The organism is Coleofasciculus sp. C1-SOL-03 (assembly GCF_040220555.1).
Classification (GTDB): domain Bacteria; phylum Cyanobacteriota; class Cyanobacteriia; order Cyanobacteriales; family Coleofasciculaceae; genus Coleofasciculus.
Genome location: NZ_JAVJUO010000220.1, coordinates 19,391 through 39,425 on the forward strand (window position 1 = coordinate 19,391; position 20,035 = coordinate 39,425).

Genomic DNA, 20,035 nt, shown 5'->3' on the forward strand with positions numbered 1-20,035 from the left:
TTTCATATCCCTAGAACACCCATCCAGGAATCTTATATGCATGAAGCCGTTTTTTTGTCAAATTAGCCCCAGAGCGAGTTCAGGAAATTGGGTCATTAAGTACGTTTGTAGTATTTAATGATTTTCGACTTTAGCTAGAAAAATAGTAGTCATTGACTTTTTTTGTTGTTTAAGGTATTTTTTTATCATGGGAAAATGTGTGCTCCTATAGACCCTCGATCACAGTAGGGACAATGAGGACTTACCAGTAATTTCGCGATCGCCCGACCTGGGAAAAAGAGCGATCGCATCCAGTTACCGAGACACCAACGCCCCCACGCGATCGCTCCTCACCTCAGCCAAGATAGCGCCGCGCCGTTTCAACACCCGTTTCATATCACCAGACAATCCCGGATTGCGATCAAACTCAGCATTTTCCACATTTGCTCCTCTTAAATCTGCCTGAGTTAAGTTGGCTCGACTCAGATTAGCGCCGCCGAGTTCAGCAATGCTCAGATTGGCGCGAATTAAGTTGGCATTGCCTAAGTTGGCTAAGTAAAGGTTAGCCAGACTCAGATCAGCTAGACTCAAATCCGCCCCCTGTAAATCAGCCCCGGTGAGGTTCGTGCGAATTAAGTCCGTCCCCTGTAGGTTAGCCCGAATCAGGTGAGCATGGCTCGCATTGGCACGAATCAGCGTCGCCTGACTCAAATCGCTAAGGCTGAAATCCGTATTCCGTAGCTGAGTATTCCGTAATTTAGCACGGTTGAGTTTTGCCTGACTCAGATCCGATTCACTTAGATTTGCGCCGTCGAGATCTGCACCTTGCAAGTTAGCCTCTCCCAAATAAGCACGAATCATATAGGCGTCCTTAAGGTTAGCCTCTCTCAGGTCAGTATTCCCCAAATTTGCTCCTCTAAGTTTAGCGTCACTCAAGTTAACGGCATAAAGGCGAGCCTGGTAAAGATGAGCGCCTCTCAAATCAACCGTCTTCAAATTGGCGTAGTTTAAGATTGTCCCGCCTAAATTGGCATCCGTGAGGTTCGCCCCCTCTAAGTTTGCCTGAGTCAGATCCGCATTCCACAGCACCGCACCGCGCAGGTTCGCCTTTCTCAAATCCGCCCCGCACAGATTTGCCTGAATCAAATCCGCCCCGCGCAAATCTGCCCCGCACAGCCTCGCCTTAATTAGGTTAGCGCCGTGCAAATCCGTTCCTCTAAGATTGGCTTTCACCAAGTTAGCCCCTCTAAGATGAGTATCTCTGAGATTAGACTCAGCGAAATCCCGTGCCAAATTCAGACCCACCATCGCCGCCAGTTGAGCTAAATTGTCAGTTTCTGCCGCGACAACTTTCTGAATCAGAGCTTGAAGTTGGAAAAAAAGACGTTCATCCATGATAATGCAACTCAACTCGACTGAGATAGGGCTTAAACTTACGTTCCAGCAACTGCTGAATAATCACTCTGTCCAGCACCGCCCGTTTATTGCGACTAATCTCCGGACTCCACAATCGGTCTACATTGGTCAAACAAATATCTCGTCGCGATACTTCAAATGTGGCGTCCAGGCGACAGGGAAGGGTAGAGACATTCAATGTACCGAGTTTGACCTGGTTAAGCCAGCCATTTAAAACAGGCTGTCCCCGTTCTTCTTCAAAAATCCAGGCGGGGTTGTCTTCTGTCACTTTTGTAGTAATGTGACAAATGGAATAATGGTTAGGTTCCCCGTTTAGTGACGGTTGTCCGGTTGCTCCATTTCCCTGTAGATCAAGGGTGGGCATATCGAACTCGGATGAGGTGCGATCGCGGATTGAACCATTGGCTGGAGAATCCGTCTCCACCGTTGGTACACCCAATTCCAGAGAACCCATGATCCGAGACTCATAAGGAATCTCACCCCCTTCTACCCTCAGCCGCAATGCTCCTCCCTTGAGTCCAAACTGAACCCGTCCTTGAGGTAGAGACTCCCACTGCTGGCTAAACTTAAGGGTTAAGTACAGGTCAATTTGTGGAGTTGGGAACGGTTGCAGAAACTCCAGATAGTCAGGATGGTCTACAGGTTGTACCAGAATGCCTGCCAATGTCATAGACAGACAATCCGGACATGTATTTTCCGGTTCGGGCTGAGATAAAGGAGAAATCGAGGAAGGCATTACCGAACACCAACTGAGTAGGGGTTCATCTATAACCCTACATGACCTGGGACTCAGTTTTTTGCCAGCGTAACATTAGGTAACTAAATCCTGGCTGAAAATCCGCCATATCTAAAAGAGTAGTGGCGTGGCACACCTTATTTGATGAATTAGAATTACGCCCGGAAACCGTAGGGGCGCACAGACGTGCGCCCTATTCAATGGTAAAGTCTAATCCACAATTTTAGCTGTGTCAGTCCGCCATCGTGGGTTAGGCGGGACTTGAATTGAGGCGATAACCATTCAATTATTAACTATCCAACCTAACCCACCGACACCGATATTCATGTTGGGCATCTGTTGAATGACTGGGGTCAACAGCGCAATTCAATAAAGGGCGCAATGCATTGCGCCCCTACGGATGGGATACACTATTTTTAACTTGAGGTGGGCAAGTCAAATAGAACCCTAACAACAGCACTTAATATCCCAAGGTTAAAGCACCAGTACGTCGGGGGTCAGATGCACCGTTTAAACTTTGATCAACTAACATAATACTTTGGGTACTTCCCATGGTATTGGTGACGGTAATCTGATGTCCTTTGTCCTCTAACAGACGCATCGTATCTCCATTTAATCCGGGTTCAATCATCAACTGATCCGGAAGCCATTGATGATGTACCCGAACGGCATTCGTTGCTTCAGCAATATTCATGTCATGATCAATTACATTTAAAATAACCTGTAACACCGTCGTAATAATCCGACTCCCTCCTGGACTTCCCGTCACCAGAAACGGCTTCCCATCTTTTAAGACAATCGTTGGTGTCATGGAACTGAGCATTCGTTTTTCCGGTTCAATGGCGTTAAATTCTCCACCAATTAAACCAAACGCATTGGGGACTCCGGGCTTGGCGGAAAAGTCATCCATTTCATTGTTGAGCAGAATCCCTGTCCCCGGAACCGTTATTTTACTGCCATAACTAAAGTTTAAAGTATACGTATTTGCCACAGCATTACCCTGATTATCTATAACTGAATAATGAGTGGTATTGTTACTTTCTATAAACACATTAGGATTACCCGGAGCAATATCTTGACTCGGCGTTGCTTGAGTTAAATTAATTTTGCGGCGTAGCTGTTCGGCATAGGATTTAGAGATTAATCCAGAAATCGGGACAGACACAAAATCAGTATCCCCTAAATATTTCGACCGATCCGCATACGCCAGTTTCATGCTTTCGGTGAGTAAATGAATCGTTTGGGCGGTATTTTGTCCCAATTCTCCCAGAGGAAATGCTTCCAAAATATTCAGCAATTGTACCAAATGAATTCCGCCAGAACTCGGTGGTGGCATAGAATAAATTTCATAGCCGCGATAAGTACCGCGAATCGGTTCTCGGATAACGGGTTGATACTCGGCTAAATCCGCCTTAGAAATCAAGCCATCATTGGCTTCCATCTCTGCCACAATTGCCTCGGCGATCGCACCCTGGTAAAATGCCTTTGATCCTTCCCTAGCAATCAATCTCAAACTCTGCGCTAAATCTCTTTGCACCAGAGTTTCACCAATCTGATAAGGTTCTCCTCCTGGTTTATAAAAGATTGCCATACTTGCAGGATAGGCTTGCATCCGTTCTTTCACAGCAACTAAGGAACGATGCACATATTCGGAAACGGGGAACCCATTTTCGGCTAATTCAATCCCAGGTTGTAACGCCCGTGCTAAAGAAATTGTCCCGTATTTTTCCAATGCCATAGTTAACCCAGCAACGGTTCCCGGAACACCAACAGCTAAATAACTATGGCGAGATTTTTCAGGATCAACGTCACCGGTTTCATCCAGAAACATATCACGAGTGGCGGATTTTGGGGCTTTTTCCCGATAATCAATGGCAATGGTTTGATTGTCATCACCTAAATGGACAAGCATAAATCCACCGCCGCCAATATTTCCCGCACTGGGTAATGTAACCGCCATGGTAAATCCCATGGTGACGGCAGCATCAATGGCATTTCCACCCTCTTTTAACACAGCCAAACCTGCTTGTGTGGCATAGTGTTCTTGAGAGGAAACCATACCATTTTCCGCGATAACCGGATGAAAGATATCCCTGGGGCTATAAATGGGGACATCTTGAGCGATAACCTGAGTGCAAATCAGACTGACTGTAGCCAAGAGAATCAGGATTTGTTTCGGATAGCGAGAAAAGCGATAATTTCGGATAGTGAGTATTTTTATGCTTTGCTGAAAACGTTTCACAATTGGAATAGAATAGAGAGATTTAGGCAGGAATTACAAATTGTAGGGGCGGGTTTAGCCATTCAATTCCGATATTCACCGATAAATAAACAACAAAACCCGCCCTCCCTACCGATAAATGAACAATAAAACTTGCCCTTGCTCACCGATAAGGATTCAACCCAACCCGCCATTGAGCATAAAGATATATAATACAAAAAAAGCGCGATCGCAACCAAATGACTATTCTAGGCGATCGCTCATCAGTTTCGGGGCTTGCAGCTTTGTCCCCTGACTCGTACCCGCCGGATTAGGGTTGATCGGGGAAGTGCGCTTAAGCGGGACAACAATTCTCTCGCGGTATAGATTCGCCCGTTTTTGGATTAGTTCCTTCTCATCAGGATGTTCATCAACCACAGCACCTCGACTTTGTTCTGCCAAGATTTTACAGGCAAAATAGTTTGCCATAAACAAATCCTGTTTAAAGGTTGCTCCCGCTTGCGGGATATCCTTTTTCGCCGGATAATGTTCCGTTAGTTCCTGTGGGCATTCTCGCAACCACTGCTCAACCCCTTGAGCATACGCCCTGGCGACTTGCTCTTGACTGATTTGCCAGGTATCCTGCTGACGCCGTAGGCTAAATTTACCATAATGACCCACGGCTTGTACCTCTTTGGTGTCTTTTTCAATTGCCGATACAATGTCATCCTGATTCAGAGGCGTTCCACCGGGATGGTTATGGGTGACGATTTGATCCGGATGAGACGCTTTCTCTTTTGATTTTTTCGGTTTCTTTTTCGGTTTCTTGGGTGGGAATACTGGAATATTTGCCGCGTTATACCCAAAACGTTCGGCTTGTTTCAGTTGCGTCTGGATATCTGCGGTTTCCTGAGATGAAGTGGATGCCTTTTTGGGGGAACCAAAGGGGCGTGTTTCCAAGAGATTGGTTGCAGGTAACTTAGCTTGTCTGGCTTGGATACCCTTCCCGAAGGAGCGCGTCTGTAACGAACTCGGTGCTGGAATAAACTCGTCTTCCCCAGACCGTTTTTTGCGGATTCGTCGTCGGATACCCATAGCCCCCTCCAAATTTAACTGGAGATATACATGATATTTAGCATTATTTTGTTTTTATGTCAAGTTTTATCGCCAAGCTAAAGTTACTTCTTCTCAGACTTTTATTGTGTCCACCTACTTATGAAACACTGAGCATTAGGTTCTCCAATTCTTCAGTGTGTTGTACTAGGAATGGTAAAGTAGGCGCGAACACCTGATGGTTGGTGAGAGCCAATGACAAGACCCGCATAGTTAGCTTGTCGTACATTAAGCTGTGTACCCCATTTGATCGGGAGTCTAGCTTGATTAGCTACACCGATCCCTGTGAGCATCTCTGAAACAAGCCCAAGTCGAACACCCGCGTAGTCAATTTTAGCTCCAATTGTCGGTTTGCCATCCTTGATCCTCCAAGAAAAGTAGAGAGTTTCGGGTCGTGAGGCACCCAGCAAACGATGTAAGGGCAGAAATTTTTCAATACCATCTTCCGTAACACCCGTTTTCGCAAGCGCCTGCTGCAAGCGATCGCGGTCACGTTCTTCGTCACCAGGAACGAGATAGGTGGTGAAAAATACGCTAAAACTGGGAGGAGACGTGGCATCGGCTGCCAGAATATGAGTGTAGTCCTTTTCAAAGATTTGAGCTAATCCTGAAATCTGCGCGATCGCTTCTGAACCCACACCCCGTTGTGCCAAAAAGTACTCAACTTCCGACAGCGGAATTGCACCTCGAATGTACATCTCTCCTCCGGAAACTGACCCAGCGATTGGCAGCTTCATTCCCACAACACAACCCGCTCCAAAATTAGCCAGGGCAATCATTATGGCACAATCTGCCTCAGGAGTTCCTCGGTCTTTTAATATTGCCAAAAACTCATCCACCGCGTTGGGGTCTTCGCTTAAGGTGATTAGATCAACGTGCTTCCCATCAGACCGCAACTCCAACTCTGCATATTCAGCTAGAGGATTCCTGAGTCTGTGTAACACTTCGTCGATATCTTGGGTAACCTCAAGACTCTGAAGTGAACAGAGTTGTCTTAGCCGTTCAATATCCATTACTATTCCTGACCAGCAAAAGCGGAAGCTAGACCACCCAAGCGAAACTTTGCGTCTATACCATCTGGACCATCAGTTCGTGTATGCCCAAAAAACAGTAGAGAACCATTTGAACCGTGAAGAATTCGGGTTCCCTCCTGAGGAACTTGAGCCATCAGTTTTTCTACAGCATCAGCGTGCTGGTTTTGATACTCGAAGACATAGATACTCAGTTTAACATCAGGGTTTTTCACCTCGAAACCAATACCGCCCAAAGCACCGATATTTTCAGGTGGAAGTTCTGGGTCTACTTCCTGGAGTGGTTCATTTGCCTGACTCAGCAGCACACGCGCTCTTTGCAGTTCTTGCCCCAGCATTTCTGTTGTCATGGAATTTCTCCTTTTCATGTCTTGGGATTGGGCATTAGACTGTTTTCTCGGAGAATCAAATGATTGATTTTCTATTTCCGAGTCAGCTTTAGGAGTACTACTTGCCGTTTCATTGCAAGCTGTACCTACACTCACGATGACCATGCCTACCAGAACTGAAACGAATAGGCGTTTATGGGGTACATAATCTAGTTGCATTTGCCCACCGATTTTGCTTAGTTTCACCAATGAAGTCATCCCAGTCTGTTTCGCTCTTGGCTTTGATGAAAGCGTTCTTTAACTCATCTGTCTTGCCGTCAAAATAGGCACTGGCTATGGTAGATTCTGTGACCAGACTCACCAAGACGACTACGCAGTCGTAGTTATTTTGGTAGTTGAGACGTCCGGTAATTGGAGGCGTAACCGCCGCACAAACTTTACGGGTGAAATATTCTGTCACCCCTTCATTCAGAGGTTGACTAATCCCAATTAACCCATGATCAGAATATTTGTGAACTGCCTCGTGAATCATCGTACCCGCATTTCCTCGATCCTTGTGAATCCAGACTCGACCTTGACTATCCACAAAGCCATTAATTTGAGTTTTCTTGCCTCCATTCCAAGTTGAGGCTCCATAATGGGCAATCCCGGCTCGATCCCAATCGGCATTATCCACTACGGCTACGAGTCCAGCAATTTGCCGACCATTCTTGACCGCTTCAGCCACATAAGTGGCAATGTGGGTTTGGATATAAGTATCTGCATCACCCGCCGAGGTATGACTCTTCCCATCTTCTGCGGTGGTTCCCGGCTGGAACATGCCCAAGGTAGTCACTAAGGTGAGGTAATCTTGTTCGCCCAGAGCTGTATTAGCTTGGCTCATAAGTGCAGCATCTGACCAAACGGTTTGGCGTTCAGCGTCAGTGGCATTTTCCACCAGAGGTTGAAGTTGGCTAAGTTCTGCTGACCAAGGGTTGAGCGCTAGTTCAAATCGGGTTTTAAAGGGAACGCCTGCATCCGCAAGAATGCTCATCATCTCAGACAGAGAAAGTTCAGATGCAAGTCTGGACACTAGCACCGTATCACTTAACGCTTTATTGCGCTCAGCCCCTGTCGCGTTCACCATAAGTTCACGGATAGCCTGCTCATCTGTCCCCCAACCATCCATCACCGCATTTAGTTTGTCTTTCACAGGCGCATTGAGGTTGCCTAAAACTGTCAACATATCGGCTCGACTCAACTCACTCGAAAGCCTCGATCCCAGTGCCGCGTCATTCAAAACTGCCTGCTTTTGTGCATCTGATGCCCCTTTGGTCAGAGCCTTAATCGCCTCAGCATCGACTCCCCAACCATCCATCGCCGCATTGAGTTTGTCTTTCACAGGCGCATTGAGGTTGCCTAAAACTGTCAACATATCGGCTCGACTCAACTCGCTTGAGAGTCGAGCAACCAGCGCTGTGTCAGCTAAAACGGCTTTCTTCTCTGCGTCTTTGGCACTGGCTGTTAGATCCTTAATCACCTGAGCATCACAACCCCAACCCTTCATTGCTGCATTCAGCTTTTGTTTAAGGGGAGCCTCCAGAGCATTGAGGGCTTGAAGCATCTCACGGCGACTCAGTTTACTTTGGAGTTGACCCATCAGTCTAGAGTCAGCTAATATCTGCTTCTTCTCGGAAGCAGACGCTTTACCTAGCAACTGCAAAATCTTGGCTGAATCTGCCCCCCAACCGCTTAATGCGTCTCTGAGTTCCTCAATGGTACTCTTAGACTTTTTTTGGTCTTTTTTTGCCGGATCATCATCGCGCTGAACAGTACCTGTCTGCTGAACAACATGAGTTAACTCATGGGCAAGTAATTCCTGTCCATTCTTACTTCCAGGGTTGTATTCGCCCTGTTTAAAGAAAACGTCTTGTCCTGTTGTGAAAGCACGCGCCTGAATTGAGCGATTAAGCTGGTCTGATTGACTATCAGTGTGTACCTTGACCCCGCTGAAATCAGCGCCAAATGCTTGCTCCATCGGTTCGCGGATATCCTCTGAGAGGGATTGTCCCTGACCCCGCTTTTGTTGAATCGATTCTTCTAAGTTAACGGAGGAATTTGTACTCCCTGTTCCCGATTGGGATTTCCTCATTAACTTTGGGCTAATTTTTTTTTTCTCTTCCTCTTCAGGAGGAATACCTTGACGCTGGATAGTGTCAGATTCAAGTTTGGCACTAACGGGAGTTTCCTCTTCCTCTTCTTCTGGTGGTAAAGCTTCCCGTTGTAGTGCCCCTGATTCAAGTTTGGCACTAACGGGAGTTTCCTCTTCCTCTTCTTCTGGTGGTAAAGCTTCCCGTTGTAGTGTCCCTGATTCGAGTTTGGCACTAACGGGAGTTTCTTCTTCCTCTTGTGGTGGTAAAGTTTCCCGTTGTACAGTCTTACCCTGAACCGACTGCTGACTCTGAGGCGAATTAATTTGATTAACGACTTGAGAGGCTACTTGATCCGCTTCCTGCTCATACTTATCATTCGGTTCTCCAATGGTTAGCTTTGCCTGAATCGGTGTGGACGACGCTAACGTGGGAATATTAGCGGCATTATAGCCAAAGCTCTCTGCTTGTTTAAGTTTAGCTTGGAGATCTGGCATCTCTTGTTTAGGCGTAGATGCCTGCTTGGGAGTACCGAAGGGACGAGTTTGCAACACATTAGTCTTTGGTAACTCGGCTCGTCTCGCCTGGATACCTTTACCAAATGGGCGCGGTTGTAAAGGATTCCGTACTGGTAAAGAGGTCGGTTGCCAGGATGTTTTTTTGTTAAGACGCCGTTTGCTACCCATGACCAGTCTTCCCAACTCAACGTGTGGATACTTAATATTATCCTGCACAAGTCCTTTATGCAATTCGCGATCGCTCAAATTGTTACGGAACTTTAGGGAATAGTAGCGACAGCCCAAGCCGTAGGGGTTTGGTGACCAAACCTCTACCCGCCCCTACATACAATTGGCAGACGTGCCATGGCACTAATTTTTACAATCCCTCAACCTCTTATTTAACCCATCCCCGGATTTCCACATCGGTTAACGGTCGCTCTAGTTTCACATATTCGCTCTTAGTGGCTTGTAAAATATGTTTCATCTGCACGGCTTCCCCAGCATCTGCCGCGATAAACGCCGCATTCATGGCAATACTCCGAATATTGCCCCCTGCCACATTCAGTTTTGCTAATTTCCGATAATCCAGCTTCTCTGTTGGTGTCTGTTTCGGAAAAATCCGTTTCCAAATTTCTTGGCGTTGCTCCGCGTTGGGGAAAGGAAATTGAGCAATAAAGCGAATCCGGCGCAGAAAGGCTTGGTCTAAGGCACTTTTGATATTGCTGGTTAAAATTGCCAATCCTCGATAGGATTCCATGCGCTGCAACAGATAACTGACCTCAATATTGGCATGGCGATCATGGGAGTCTTTGACTTCAGAACGCTTACCGAATAGGGCGTCCGCTTCATCAAATAACAGGATCGATCCGCCTCCTTCTGCAGCATCAAATACCCGACGTAAGTTCTTTTCAGTTTCACCAATATATTTACTAATAACGGAACTGAGGTCAATCCGATAGACATCTAATCGTAGCTCTTTGCCGATCACCTCGGCTGCCATAGTTTTCCCGGTTCCACTGGCACCAGCAAATAGAGCGCTAATTCCCAAACCACGTCGGCTTTTTCCGGCAAATCCCCAACTTTCATAGACTTTCATCCGGTGGCGCACATGGGTGACAATTTCTGTCAAGACAGTGCGTTCTCTGTCCGGCAAAATTAAATCGTCCCAAGTGGCGGCTGTGTCAATCCGTTGGGCTAATTCTTCCATGCGGGGACGGGCTTGAATACAGCAAACGTCCCACAATTTAGTGGTAAAGGGTGGAAGGGCAGATGGGTTGTTGGTTTCTTCGTCTATAGGTTGTTCATCTTCTTCGGGCGTCTCAAGATCCATTCCTTTGATGGTTAAGCAAGCGGTATGAATGTTGGGGGCGCTGAGGTTAAATGTGGAGACTAATAGATTGATTGCAGGCTCAAGTTTTGTGGCTTTATCGGCTAAAGCGTCTTGCCAAATTAAACGCTGCTCATCACTGGTGGGATGATGGACATCTATGGTAATTATCGGGCGCTGGCGTTGGCGGCGTCGATCGCGACTCGTGACAATCAGGGGTGTGTTCAGGCTTTCAATGAAACGGGCGATCGCACTTTCTCTGGCTGGATCATTGGTTTCGAGATGATCACAGTTGAGCAACAGAACCGTGCTACTTAATGCCCATTCCCGTTCATAGAGTATCTTAACGATATTCAGTTGACTGGTATCGGTGGGTAGAGATTCAGCAGAAAGAGCATGAAGATTAATCCCTAAATGATCGCATACCGCTCGCGCGATCGCCCGTTTACTGGTGACATCTTCTCCACATAGCTGTACCACGGGGAATGTACCTTCCCCGACTTGTAACCAAGTTGTAGCGATTTGCTGTACACTTTGCTGATGAGAGGATACCAAAATACCCGGTAAAGGCATGGGTTCCTCCATAATCGCCAAGCGCTCATCAATATATTGTACCCCACGCAGGTAATGCAAAATCCGCTCATCAATCCGTAGCGAACTACTGGTTAACGTAAACCCTTCACCCACATCAATTAACCGCCAGTGGCGCAACGGTGCATCCGGCGTCAGCGCCCCCCAATGTCCATGGGGTAATATATTCAACGCTAGAGCAAATGTGGGATAATTCATTTGTTCATTACTTTGAGCGATGCCACAGAGTAACCCCCAAGAGGCGTCAAATTCCATCCCAGCACATAACAGCAGCAAATCTCGCTCAAAGGAGGATAGCCCAAACATTTGGCAAAGCTGATCTAACAAGGGAGGCGGTGAAAGCGATGTGTCGGGTTGATGGTAGGAACCATTTCCATTGGGATAGAAGCCATTGGTTAAGGTAAGAGAGATACCTGTAGTGATTTGATCACTCTTGCGTTCCAAGGCTTGACGCACTCGGGCAATCTCTCCCATCAGATACTGCTGATTGGCTTCTAGCCAGCCTTCGGTTACATTGAGCCGGGATACAGACATGGGCATCGTTAAGCGCAGCAATATTCACCATGATATAGTGTATTCCCCGTTCCCCGTTCCCTATTCCCTGTTCCCTAACGAATGAATAATGCGTATTCTGTTGGTTGATGATGAAGTGGAACTTACTGATCCCTTAAGCCGAGTCCTTAAACGGGAGGGATACGAGGTTGATGTCGCCGATGAAGGGAAATCCGGACGCCAATTAGCGATGCAAAGCGACTATGACTTACTTATACTAGATTGGATGTTACCCCATCAGTCTGGGTTAGAGCTTTGCCAACAGTTGCGATCGCAAGGGAAAACGACGCCTGTTCTCTTCCTTACCGCTAAAGATACCCTGGATGATCGAGTTATGGGATTGGATGCAGGGGCGGATGATTATCTCGTCAAACCCTTTGAACTGCGAGAATTACTGGCTCGAGTTCGCGCCTTGCTGCGGCGTTCAATGGCGACGGAAACCAATGCGCCTGTTCGGTTGCGCGTCGCTTCTTTAGAACTGGATGTAGAAAATCAACTCGCCTATCGCAATGAACGACTCATTGAACTCTCGGAAAAAGAAACCCAGCTTCTGGACTATTTTATGCGTCATTCGGGTCAACTGTTGACTCATGGAGAAATTTATCAGCAGTTGTGGCAGGATGAGGAACAACCCAGTAGTAATGTCTTAGCGGCTTTAGTGCGCTTGTTACGACGCAAAATAGAGGCTCCTGGTGAAGCGCCTCTGATTCATACGGTATACGGGAAGGGATATCGGTTTGGCGAGGGGAGTTAAGTTGAATGGTATTGACTGGTATGTTGGTGGGCAATGCCCACCCTACGCTATATCAAGAGTTTCGGCGAGCCAAAAATGAACACTTTTCAGTGCCATTAGAGTTAAATTCAACCGCAAGAAACTACTTAGATATCAACTCTCCTAATTCCTAATGCTTTTTTTCCCAACAGCCTCTATCGGGTTGATTCTGGGATATTCAGCTAGCATCCATCTAGCTAATTGAGAATAACTATAGACAATGCTCTATTTGTTCCCCGTTGGATGGTATGGAAATGCTGCCCTACTTAAAAAATATTGACAATTTTTGTTGACATAACATAACTATGGATTTTGCGCTAGGATTTGGATCTGACTTCATCAACACTTTACAGAAATTCTCTCAAAAGAGAATTATACTGTTAGGTAAGTACATATACGGGGTGTAACTATGAATAGCATCTACTCAAAATTTTCGTTCCGAACGGCTGGAGTGGCTTTAGGCGTTGGTTTAGCCACGGCGGGTCTGTCGCTCGTGTCAGGTGTTGCCAGTGCCGCTACAGTCACGAGTCTACCCGACTTGACCAAAGAGCAGTTCAATGAGTTAAACTTTACCGAACTCTTCGTTGCTGAAGGGCGAATTGGTAATAACAGTTTGAATAATGCTGAACGTGAGTTAGGAATTAATGATAAATCCGGACAACCTGTACAGTCAGCTCAGTTTGTCTGGGAACAGGGTACAGAATACGATTTCACATTGAACTACGATGGCTCAATGGTCAACTATAGTGTTGAAGGCACAGCACTAAGTAGCGAAGCGTTTAGTGGTTCAATTGATACGATATACATACGTACCAACGAAACGGCTAACAGCAATGTGCGGATCGATAGTCTGGTTTTCAATGATGAGGCTTTGGATGCCTTTTCTGAACCGATTGATGACGAAGAGGACTATCTAAAGATTAGCGACATCTCAGAAGAGTTTACACTTCAAGGTAAAGTGAACTTCAGTTGGACTGGAACTCAACCGACTCGCTCTAACCTGGCGTATCAAATCAAAGTTGGCAAACCTGTTCCCGAACCCTTGACTATCCTCGGTTCTGGTGTAGCTCTCGGATTTGGTGCGTTGTTGAAAAAAGAGTCTTCCAGAAGGCAAAATAAGGTAAAATAGCCAGGACGTAAACAATTCGTTTCTAGTCGCTAAATAGGGGGATGTTGAAGAGAGGACTCATTCACGAATGATTGATAAACTGCCCATTAGGGCTGGTATTGTTGGGACTGGATATGCTGCTAACCAACGGGCGCAAACCTTACAGGCGGATGCGCGATCGCAGCTGGTGGTTGTCTGTGGGCATACCCCGGAAACCGTGCAAGATTTTGTACAACGTCACCAAACCAGCGCCGTGGAGTCTTGGCAACAGGTGGTGGCACATCCGGATGTGGATTTAGTCTTTGTTTGTACGATTAATCGTGATCATGGTGCGATTGTTAAGCAGGCTTTAACCGCCGGGAAACATGTTGTCGTCGAATATCCGATTTCCCTTGATCCGACAGAAGCCGAATCCCTAATTGCCCTTGCCCAAGCTCAAGGCAAACTCCTACATGTGGAACATATTGAGCTATTAGGTGGCTTACATCAAGCCTTACAGCAATCCTTACCAGAGATTGGCACTCCTGTTTATGCCCGATATGTCACCATTGTGCCGAAGCATCCAGCGCCGCAGCGTTGGACATACCATCGGGACTTATTTGGCTTTCCCTTTAAAGCGGCATTACCCCACATCCATCGATTTACTAATTTATTTGGTAACGTCGCAACCGTTAGCTGTAATACTCAGTTTTGGCAAAATTCAGACTATTATCGTGCCTGTCTCTGTACGGCTCAATTACAGTTTATTCAGGGACTAATTGCCCATGTCACCTATGGTAAAGGAGACGTATTCTGGCAGAGACGGCGGACGTTTGAAATCCACGGTGATCAAGGAACGTTACTATTTGAGGGTGATCAAGGTAAATTAATTCGCGGCGAGGAAGAACACCCCATCACTGTAGCAGGGCGTCGCGGTTTATTTGTTAAAGATACAGAAATGGTATTAGATCATCTGGTGGATGGAAAGCCTCTGTATGTGTCGAGTGAAGCCAGTTTATATGCGCTTCAGGTTGGAGAAGCTGCTTGCCAATCGGCGGAAACGAATCATAAGATTGTGTTGAAATAGGTGCTTATGGGGTTGGTGACAATAGCGCCAGATAATCACTCTCCACGGTCTCAGCCCAAACTCTGCCACTCTGTCAGGGCGGGTTTTGAATCAACGTTATCATTTAATCGTGTGCATGAAAACCCTAAACCCGCCCCTACGTCCGGAAACACTGCTAACCATTAATCAAGTTCAACTTCTACTTCCACGCGATCAAGACCGCTGCTTAAATTCTCGTGTCTGCGGAAATTGATCGGACTGATGGGTGGAGATAAGGGTTCGTTCACTGAGATTTCCACATCGTCTATTAACTGGAAGTCAGTACCAGCTTGGTTGTTAAAATTAATCTGGCTACCACCCGTTCCTCTCCATGCCAGGGCTGGATCATCTAAAAAGAACTGGTCAAAATCATCGCCGAGATTTCTCTGTTCAATGTCCCTTAAGGATTCACCAGAGAGAGTAACGTCGTCGGCTTTGGTCGTGACTGGTGATTGAGCCGAGACAGGGTTCGCTAAGCCGAACATGGCGGCTATGATTCCTATGGCTGTAAGATTTTTATATCGCATTGGCGTTCTCTCCCATGAGAGTTTGTTACATTTTTATTATTTTTGATTGAAGTCTGGTTTACCTCTATCAGAGGAAACGATAATTGACAAAGGGGTATCTCCAAAAAGATAGATTTTTCTTCAGAAGCTGTGATTCAATCACCTTTCCAGATGTTCAACCTAAACGCGATCGCGCCGCCTGTTACGTTCCATGGGTGTCTACTGAAGCTGAGGAAGCAAACACAAGACATAAGACGAAATGCTAACTAGACCAGCGCGGCGGAAGTAACTCTCCAGTTAAAAAAGGTGCAAAATCTTATGGTATAAGCTTTCTGCCCTTCTGCCTTCTGCCTCCTGCCTTCTGCCTTCTTGCACTAGGGTTACATCTGCCGACGCACTAACCGGACTTTGACAATAGGGTGATGTATAACTTGAATGGACGAGAGGATGAGTCAACCGTGAATCTATCGGTACGAGTCTTTCCCAGAACTTTTGGATATCAAGGGGAAATGAGGTATGAGTTTAGTCAGGCAGATGACTTAGTTGGAGTGGTTTCTGTTTGCGAGGATGAAACCTCGTACTTTATCCATTTCTTAAATGTCATGCCTGGTAATCGTGGCAAAGGGTATGGATCTAAAATCCTGAAGATGCTTTGTCAAATGTTGAATGATAAACCGATTACTCTAGAATTGGACAAGGGTAGTCCTTTTGGCATAGAAAATTTACGCGCCTGGTACAGCAGACATGGTTTTGTGTCAACGACTGAGGATTTGATGATACGCCAGCCGTCCATTAGCCGGATACAGGAAGCATGATGGGGAGATTGGGGAGCTGGGGGAGCGATGTAGAGACGTAGCATGCTACGTCTGGAAGCTGGGGAAGCTGGGGAGGCTGAATACAAGCCACAATAGGATAAATTCCTGACTCCCAAAATTCACGAATGAGTTATTGCCTTAATCTGACTTGCCCCAAACCCGACAACCCTGATCATGCCAGATTTTGCTCCACTTGTGGGTCAAGATTACTTTTAGGCGATCGCTACCGGGCAATGGAGTTGATGAGTCAGGGGGGTATTGGTCGTACCTTTCGGGCAATTGACGAATCGGAGTTGGGATTATCTGCTTGTATTATCAAGCAGTTTTCACCTACCAATCAAGGTACAACCAATATTGAGAAAGCGGCGGCGTCTTTTCGTCAAGAAGCTGCCCGATTACAAACCCTAGGCGAACATCCTCAGATTCCCCGACTGCTGGCTTATTTTGAACCTAATCCGCCAATGGGAACGACGGGTGCGATCGTGCAACGCTTAGTGGAGGGAGAGAGTTTAGCCCAAAGATTAGCCCAATCCGGATCATTTAAGGAAGCCCAGATTCGACATATTTTGGCACAACTTTTGCCTGTATTGCAGTATATTCATTCTCATCAGGTTATTCACCGAGATATTAATCCAGCCAATATTATCTGTTGTCCCAGTCCAGGAATTGAAACAGATGCTGAAAAACTGGTTCTAGTTGATTTTAGTGCCGCCAAACTGACGACGAAAACTGCATTAGCCCGAACCGGAACGACGATTGGTTCTGCGGCTTACGCTGCCCCAGAACAGCTAATGGGTAAAGCGAGTACGAGTAGTGATTTGTACAGTTTAGGGGTGACTTGTATTCATTTACTCACCAGTATTCACCCCTTTGATTTGTTTAACAGTTTAGAAGGAATTTGGGTCTGGCAAGATTACCGAGTTGAACCGATTAGCGATCGCCTCACGCAAACCTTGAATAAAATGCTGGAGGGGGCGGTAAAACTGCGCTATCAGTCAGCCGCCCAGATTCTCCAGGATTTGCATCTCACCCAGACGTTAGCCCAATCATTGTCAGTCGCTTCCCCAAATCCATCGGTGACGCCAAACACGCTAACACCGACGTGGCAATGTGTACGGACGTTGCGGGGTCATTCGAGTTCGATTCATGCGATCGCCTTTCACCCGGATGGACATATCCTGGCGAGTGGGGGGGCGGATCGTAGCGTCAAACTCTGGCATCTGGAGAGTGGTATACCCAGTTGTACATTTTCTGGACATTCTAGCTTAATTGATGCCATTGCTTTTAGTCCAGATGGACAGTTTTTAGTCAGTGGGAGTTGGGATCACACGATTAAACTTTGGGAATTAACGACCCAAACATTAAAGCATACCCTGAAGCAACATTCAGGTTGGATTAAGTCAGTTGCGTTTAGTCCAGATGGACAGCTTCTCGCCAGTGGTAGTGCTGATAAAACAATTAACATTTGGAATATTAACACACAAGATATACGGAAAACTCTTGATGGTCATTCCAGCATGATTCAAACAGTTGCCATCAGTCCAGATGGACATATTCTGGCAACTGGTAGTGCAGATCGCACGATCAAATTGTGGAATTTAGCCACAGGTGAAATTCAACTAACCCTACAGGGGCATACCGATGCCGTCAATTCACTTGCCTTTAGTCCTAGTGGTCAACTTTTAATCAGTGGTAGTGCTGATGCGACGATTCAAGTCTGGAACTTGAGGACAGGCGATATTTTATTGACGCTGACTGGACATACAGATGCGGTTCATTCTATTGCAATCAGCGCCAAAGGTCGCCTATTAATCAGTGGGAGTGCTGATGGAACGGTTAAACTTTGGCATCCGGGTCGTGGAAAACTGATCCAGACCTTATCAGATCATTCCGCTGGTGTCATGTCTGTGGCAATTAGTCCAGATAGTTCAACCTTGGCAAGTGCGGCTCAAGATAAAACGATTAAACTTTGGCAATTTATTTAAGTAGGGAACAGGGAACAGGCAATAGCTAATTGGCGCTTGCTGCACAAAGCCAAAACCGCAAAGCCCATCAATACTTTGAGCTTTATTTACAGAGGGTTTTCTTCAAGGGAATCGGATAGCATCCTTCCCATGTATGGCATCACCTTGCTCAGGGCAAATGTACCCTTGCTCCCCCAGCTCCCCCAGCTTCCCCAGCTTCCCCAGCTTCCCCAGCTTCCCCCGCTCCCCTTCACCACAAGACTTATTCAGCAGCCCCTAATTGTAATTCCACCTCGCCCGATACCCTCGATTATCCAGATGGGTAAAAGTCCGACCATATCCCAATCCACCGGGCCACCAGGAATCAAGTTGTCGCTGCACGTCTCGCGGTGTTAGTCCACTGACCACGAAGTCAACCCCATGTCCTTGTAAGTGAGTGGAACGCGTCGCACCACCAACCGCCCGATTCACACGCGGAGGTCGATACCAACTGGTAATAATTGTGGGTCGATTTCCCAACCGTTCTCTTACTTCTTCCATCCGTCGCGCCATGGCGATGATGTTATTCACAATCAGTTCATTAACAGGTATGCGAGTGCCATTTTTGGTCGCTTCACCCCAGGTAAAATTGCCATTGGGTATGATCGAGTCCTTCGTTCCCACCTGTCCGCGTCCTGGTAATTTGAACAAAATCCCCCGATTCACGGGTTCGGGTTCGTCCATGGGTGGGGAGTAGGTGGCGATTTTGAGTAAATCGATGTGACCTTCGTACACATACCAATCCAGGCGGTTAGCATCACTGTCAATTGGATTAATTAATGTCACCAGCAGATGAACGCCTCGTTCCTCGAAGGTTTTGACCGCGAGTTCTCGTCGGGAAACGGGGAATTTCTCGGAGTCGGGTAGGTCTTTGGCTTGCAGGGGTTTGGTCTTGAAAATCGTATCTTGCGTGATGACTAAGGTAGAGGTGTTGAGGACATCGGCGTGTCCTTGAAACACATACCATTCCGTGCGATCGCCAAGGGGATTAGCTAAAGTAACTTTAAAATGACCCTTTTCCTCCTGGTAACTTGCCAGTCCGAATTCTCCCTGGGATACAGGGTGCTTCTCGGAGTCCGGGAGGTCTGAAGACTGAATCGGTTTAGTTTTGAAAACCGTTTCGGTGGTTATAACTAAGGTTGCCATCTGTTTTTCTGGACGTAGCGAAATGGTAAAAGGAATGTCACAGACTTAAGCTAGGTTTGTCGTTGCGCGGTCTTCGCCATAAACACTGACATCGCTTATAGCCGAAGGCTCCAAGGCAGGATGCTCTAGGGCAGAAGGTTTACTATTAATACTTCGCCATTTCAGCCGTTCAGTATGTCCTAACCTTAATCGCATCGTTTACTACAGACTTCTAAGTCCGTGACATTCACCTAGATTAGCACTACTATGTTGCTTTTTGGTGCGATTTATGGTTAAGTAAGTCTCTATTATCGATTCGCAATAGTTTTTGGTACATGTTGATAGGAACAAAAGAAGCAGCACAGATCCTGGGTGTATCGGGTCAGCGGGTACGGTGGTTGTTAGAACGTGGTCGGATAAAAGGGGCTGGCAAAGTGAGTGGAGTTTGGATAATTCCTCTATTTGACGGCAAGCCGATAGTGAGTTCGGGTAAGCGTGGTCCGCGAGCTCGGTGGGAAAAGAAGCCAATGAGTGAGGATGAGGACGAAGATAGGGAGCGAGGGGAAGATAGTCCTCGTGGCATGATAACTAATTCTATAAAACTTTGACTTTATTTGCTATACTTTTATGTATGGCAGAACAAAGACGGCATAAGATAACTGAAGCGGCTGAGATTCTGGGGGTAAACCCTTGGACTCTTAGGCGCAAGGTGTACAAAA

17 protein-coding genes are annotated in these 20,035 nt (G+C 46.6%); 7 read left to right on the plus strand and 10 right to left on the minus strand.

Annotated elements, in window-relative coordinates:
- Nucleotides 1-294: 294 nt before the first annotated feature.
- The 8 genes from RIE73_RS33710 to RIE73_RS33745 form a co-directional block, all read right to left on the minus strand.
- Entirely contained in the window at nucleotides 295-1,374 is a 1,080-nt protein-coding gene (locus tag RIE73_RS33710; protein ID WP_446405321.1) for a pentapeptide repeat-containing protein, read from the minus strand.
- A complete protein-coding gene (locus tag RIE73_RS33715) occupies nucleotides 1,367-2,131 on the minus strand; it encodes a hypothetical protein (protein WP_446405322.1) in 765 nt (254 codons plus the stop codon). The genes RIE73_RS33710 and RIE73_RS33715 overlap by 8 nt, the downstream gene beginning before the upstream one ends.
- Before the next feature lie 460 nt (nucleotides 2,132-2,591).
- Nucleotides 2,592-4,373 carry a gamma-glutamyltransferase gene (ggt, locus tag RIE73_RS33720; RefSeq protein ID WP_446405323.1) on the minus strand — a complete coding sequence of 594 codons (1,782 nt, stop codon included), beginning with the start codon at nucleotides 4,371-4,373 and terminating at the stop codon, nucleotides 2,592-2,594.
- Nucleotides 4,374-4,595: 222 nt separating this feature from the next.
- Entirely contained in the window at nucleotides 4,596-5,426 is an 831-nt protein-coding gene (locus tag RIE73_RS33725; protein WP_446405324.1) for a hypothetical protein, read from the minus strand.
- Nucleotides 5,427-5,578: 152 nt separating this feature from the next.
- Nucleotides 5,579-6,457: a hypothetical protein gene (locus RIE73_RS33730; RefSeq protein ID WP_446405325.1), complete on the minus strand. Its 879-nt coding sequence runs from the start codon at nucleotides 6,455-6,457 to the stop codon at nucleotides 5,579-5,581.
- Between the two features lie 2 nt (nucleotides 6,458-6,459).
- Nucleotides 6,460-7,023, minus strand: a complete 564-nt coding sequence (locus tag RIE73_RS33735; RefSeq protein ID WP_446405326.1) for a hypothetical protein — start codon at nucleotides 7,021-7,023, stop codon at nucleotides 6,460-6,462.
- A complete protein-coding gene (locus tag RIE73_RS33740; RefSeq protein ID WP_446405327.1) occupies nucleotides 6,998-9,619 on the minus strand; it encodes an eCIS core domain-containing protein in 2,622 nt (873 codons plus the stop codon). Before RIE73_RS33740 ends, RIE73_RS33735 begins: the two co-directional genes overlap by 26 nt.
- A gap of 208 nt (nucleotides 9,620-9,827) precedes the next feature.
- Nucleotides 9,828-11,885 (minus strand): ATP-binding protein, encoded by a 2,058-nt coding sequence (locus tag RIE73_RS33745; protein WP_446405328.1) that lies wholly within the window; start codon nucleotides 11,883-11,885, stop codon nucleotides 9,828-9,830.
- An 88-nt stretch (nucleotides 11,886-11,973) separates the two neighbouring features.
- Here RIE73_RS33745 and rppA point away from each other — a divergent pair, with 88 nt between their 5' ends.
- From rppA to RIE73_RS33760, 3 genes are all read left to right on the plus strand, one after another.
- Nucleotides 11,974-12,657, plus strand: coding sequence for a two-component system response regulator RppA (gene rppA, locus RIE73_RS33750; RefSeq protein ID WP_446405329.1), 684 nt, complete (start codon nucleotides 11,974-11,976; stop codon nucleotides 12,655-12,657).
- 427 nt (nucleotides 12,658-13,084) lie between these two features.
- A complete protein-coding gene (locus RIE73_RS33755) occupies nucleotides 13,085-13,804 on the plus strand; it encodes a PEP-CTERM sorting domain-containing protein (protein WP_446405330.1) in 720 nt (239 codons plus the stop codon).
- 67 nt (nucleotides 13,805-13,871) lie between these two features.
- Nucleotides 13,872-14,849 (plus strand): Gfo/Idh/MocA family protein, encoded by a 978-nt coding sequence (locus RIE73_RS33760; RefSeq protein WP_446405331.1) that lies wholly within the window; start codon nucleotides 13,872-13,874, stop codon nucleotides 14,847-14,849.
- 161 nt (nucleotides 14,850-15,010) lie between these two features.
- Here the strand turns inward: RIE73_RS33760 and RIE73_RS33765 are convergent, their stop codons facing one another.
- Nucleotides 15,011-15,394 carry a hypothetical protein gene (locus RIE73_RS33765; RefSeq protein ID WP_446405332.1) on the minus strand — a complete coding sequence of 128 codons (384 nt, stop codon included), beginning with the start codon at nucleotides 15,392-15,394 and terminating at the stop codon, nucleotides 15,011-15,013.
- Between the two features lie 401 nt (nucleotides 15,395-15,795).
- Here RIE73_RS33765 and RIE73_RS33770 point away from each other — a divergent pair, with 401 nt between their 5' ends.
- Both RIE73_RS33770 and RIE73_RS33775 read left to right on the plus strand, forming a co-directional pair.
- Nucleotides 15,796-16,188, plus strand: coding sequence for a GNAT family N-acetyltransferase (locus RIE73_RS33770; RefSeq protein ID WP_446405333.1), 393 nt, complete (start codon nucleotides 15,796-15,798; stop codon nucleotides 16,186-16,188).
- Between the two features lie 125 nt (nucleotides 16,189-16,313).
- Nucleotides 16,314-18,173 (plus strand): protein kinase domain-containing protein, encoded by a 1,860-nt coding sequence (locus tag RIE73_RS33775; protein ID WP_446405334.1) that lies wholly within the window; start codon nucleotides 16,314-16,316, stop codon nucleotides 18,171-18,173.
- A 255-nt stretch (nucleotides 18,174-18,428) separates the two neighbouring features.
- Here the strand turns inward: RIE73_RS33775 and RIE73_RS33780 are convergent, their stop codons facing one another.
- Nucleotides 18,429-19,337 (minus strand): D-Ala-D-Ala carboxypeptidase family metallohydrolase, encoded by a 909-nt coding sequence (locus RIE73_RS33780; protein WP_446405335.1) that lies wholly within the window; start codon nucleotides 19,335-19,337, stop codon nucleotides 18,429-18,431.
- A gap of 314 nt (nucleotides 19,338-19,651) precedes the next feature.
- On the opposite strand from RIE73_RS33780, the gene RIE73_RS33785 reads away from it, so the two are divergent.
- Together RIE73_RS33785 and RIE73_RS33790 are read left to right on the plus strand one after the other, a co-directional pair.
- Nucleotides 19,652-19,924: a helix-turn-helix domain-containing protein gene (locus RIE73_RS33785; RefSeq protein WP_446405336.1), complete on the plus strand. Its 273-nt coding sequence runs from the start codon at nucleotides 19,652-19,654 to the stop codon at nucleotides 19,922-19,924.
- A 23-nt stretch (nucleotides 19,925-19,947) separates the two neighbouring features.
- A partial coding sequence (locus RIE73_RS33790; protein ID WP_446402067.1) for a helix-turn-helix domain-containing protein occupies nucleotides 19,948-20,035 on the plus strand: 88 nt, incomplete at its 3' end.

Coding starts and splice junctions, on each gene's coding strand:
- RIE73_RS33710 (WP_446405321.1), bottom strand. CDS start 1,374: ATGGATGAACGTCTTTTTTTCCAACTTCAAGCTCTGATTCAGAAAGTT.
- RIE73_RS33715 (WP_446405322.1), bottom strand. CDS start 2,131: ATGCCTTCCTCGATTTCTCCTTTATCTCAGCCCGAACCGGAAAATACA.
- RIE73_RS33725 (WP_446405324.1), bottom strand. CDS start 5,426: ATGGGTATCCGACGACGAATCCGCAAAAAACGGTCTGGGGAAGACGAG.
- RIE73_RS33730 (WP_446405325.1), bottom strand. CDS start 6,457: ATGGATATTGAACGGCTAAGACAACTCTGTTCACTTCAGAGTCTTGAG.
- RIE73_RS33735 (WP_446405326.1), bottom strand. CDS start 7,023: ATGCAACTAGATTATGTACCCCATAAACGCCTATTCGTTTCAGTTCTG.
- RIE73_RS33740 (WP_446405327.1), bottom strand. CDS start 9,619: ATGGGTAGCAAACGGCGTCTTAACAAAAAAACATCCTGGCAACCGACC.
- RIE73_RS33745 (WP_446405328.1), bottom strand. CDS start 11,885: ATGTCTGTATCCCGGCTCAATGTAACCGAAGGCTGGCTAGAAGCCAAT.
- rppA (WP_446405329.1), top strand. CDS start 11,974: ATGCGTATTCTGTTGGTTGATGATGAAGTGGAACTTACTGATCCCTTA.
- RIE73_RS33755 (WP_446405330.1), top strand. CDS start 13,085: ATGAATAGCATCTACTCAAAATTTTCGTTCCGAACGGCTGGAGTGGCT.
- RIE73_RS33760 (WP_446405331.1), top strand. CDS start 13,872: ATGATTGATAAACTGCCCATTAGGGCTGGTATTGTTGGGACTGGATAT.
- RIE73_RS33765 (WP_446405332.1), bottom strand. CDS start 15,394: ATGCGATATAAAAATCTTACAGCCATAGGAATCATAGCCGCCATGTTC.
- RIE73_RS33770 (WP_446405333.1), top strand. CDS start 15,796: ATGTATAACTTGAATGGACGAGAGGATGAGTCAACCGTGAATCTATCG.
- RIE73_RS33775 (WP_446405334.1), top strand. CDS start 16,314: ATGAGTTATTGCCTTAATCTGACTTGCCCCAAACCCGACAACCCTGAT.
- RIE73_RS33780 (WP_446405335.1), bottom strand. CDS start 19,337: ATGGCAACCTTAGTTATAACCACCGAAACGGTTTTCAAAACTAAACCG.
- RIE73_RS33785 (WP_446405336.1), top strand. CDS start 19,652: ATGTTGATAGGAACAAAAGAAGCAGCACAGATCCTGGGTGTATCGGGT.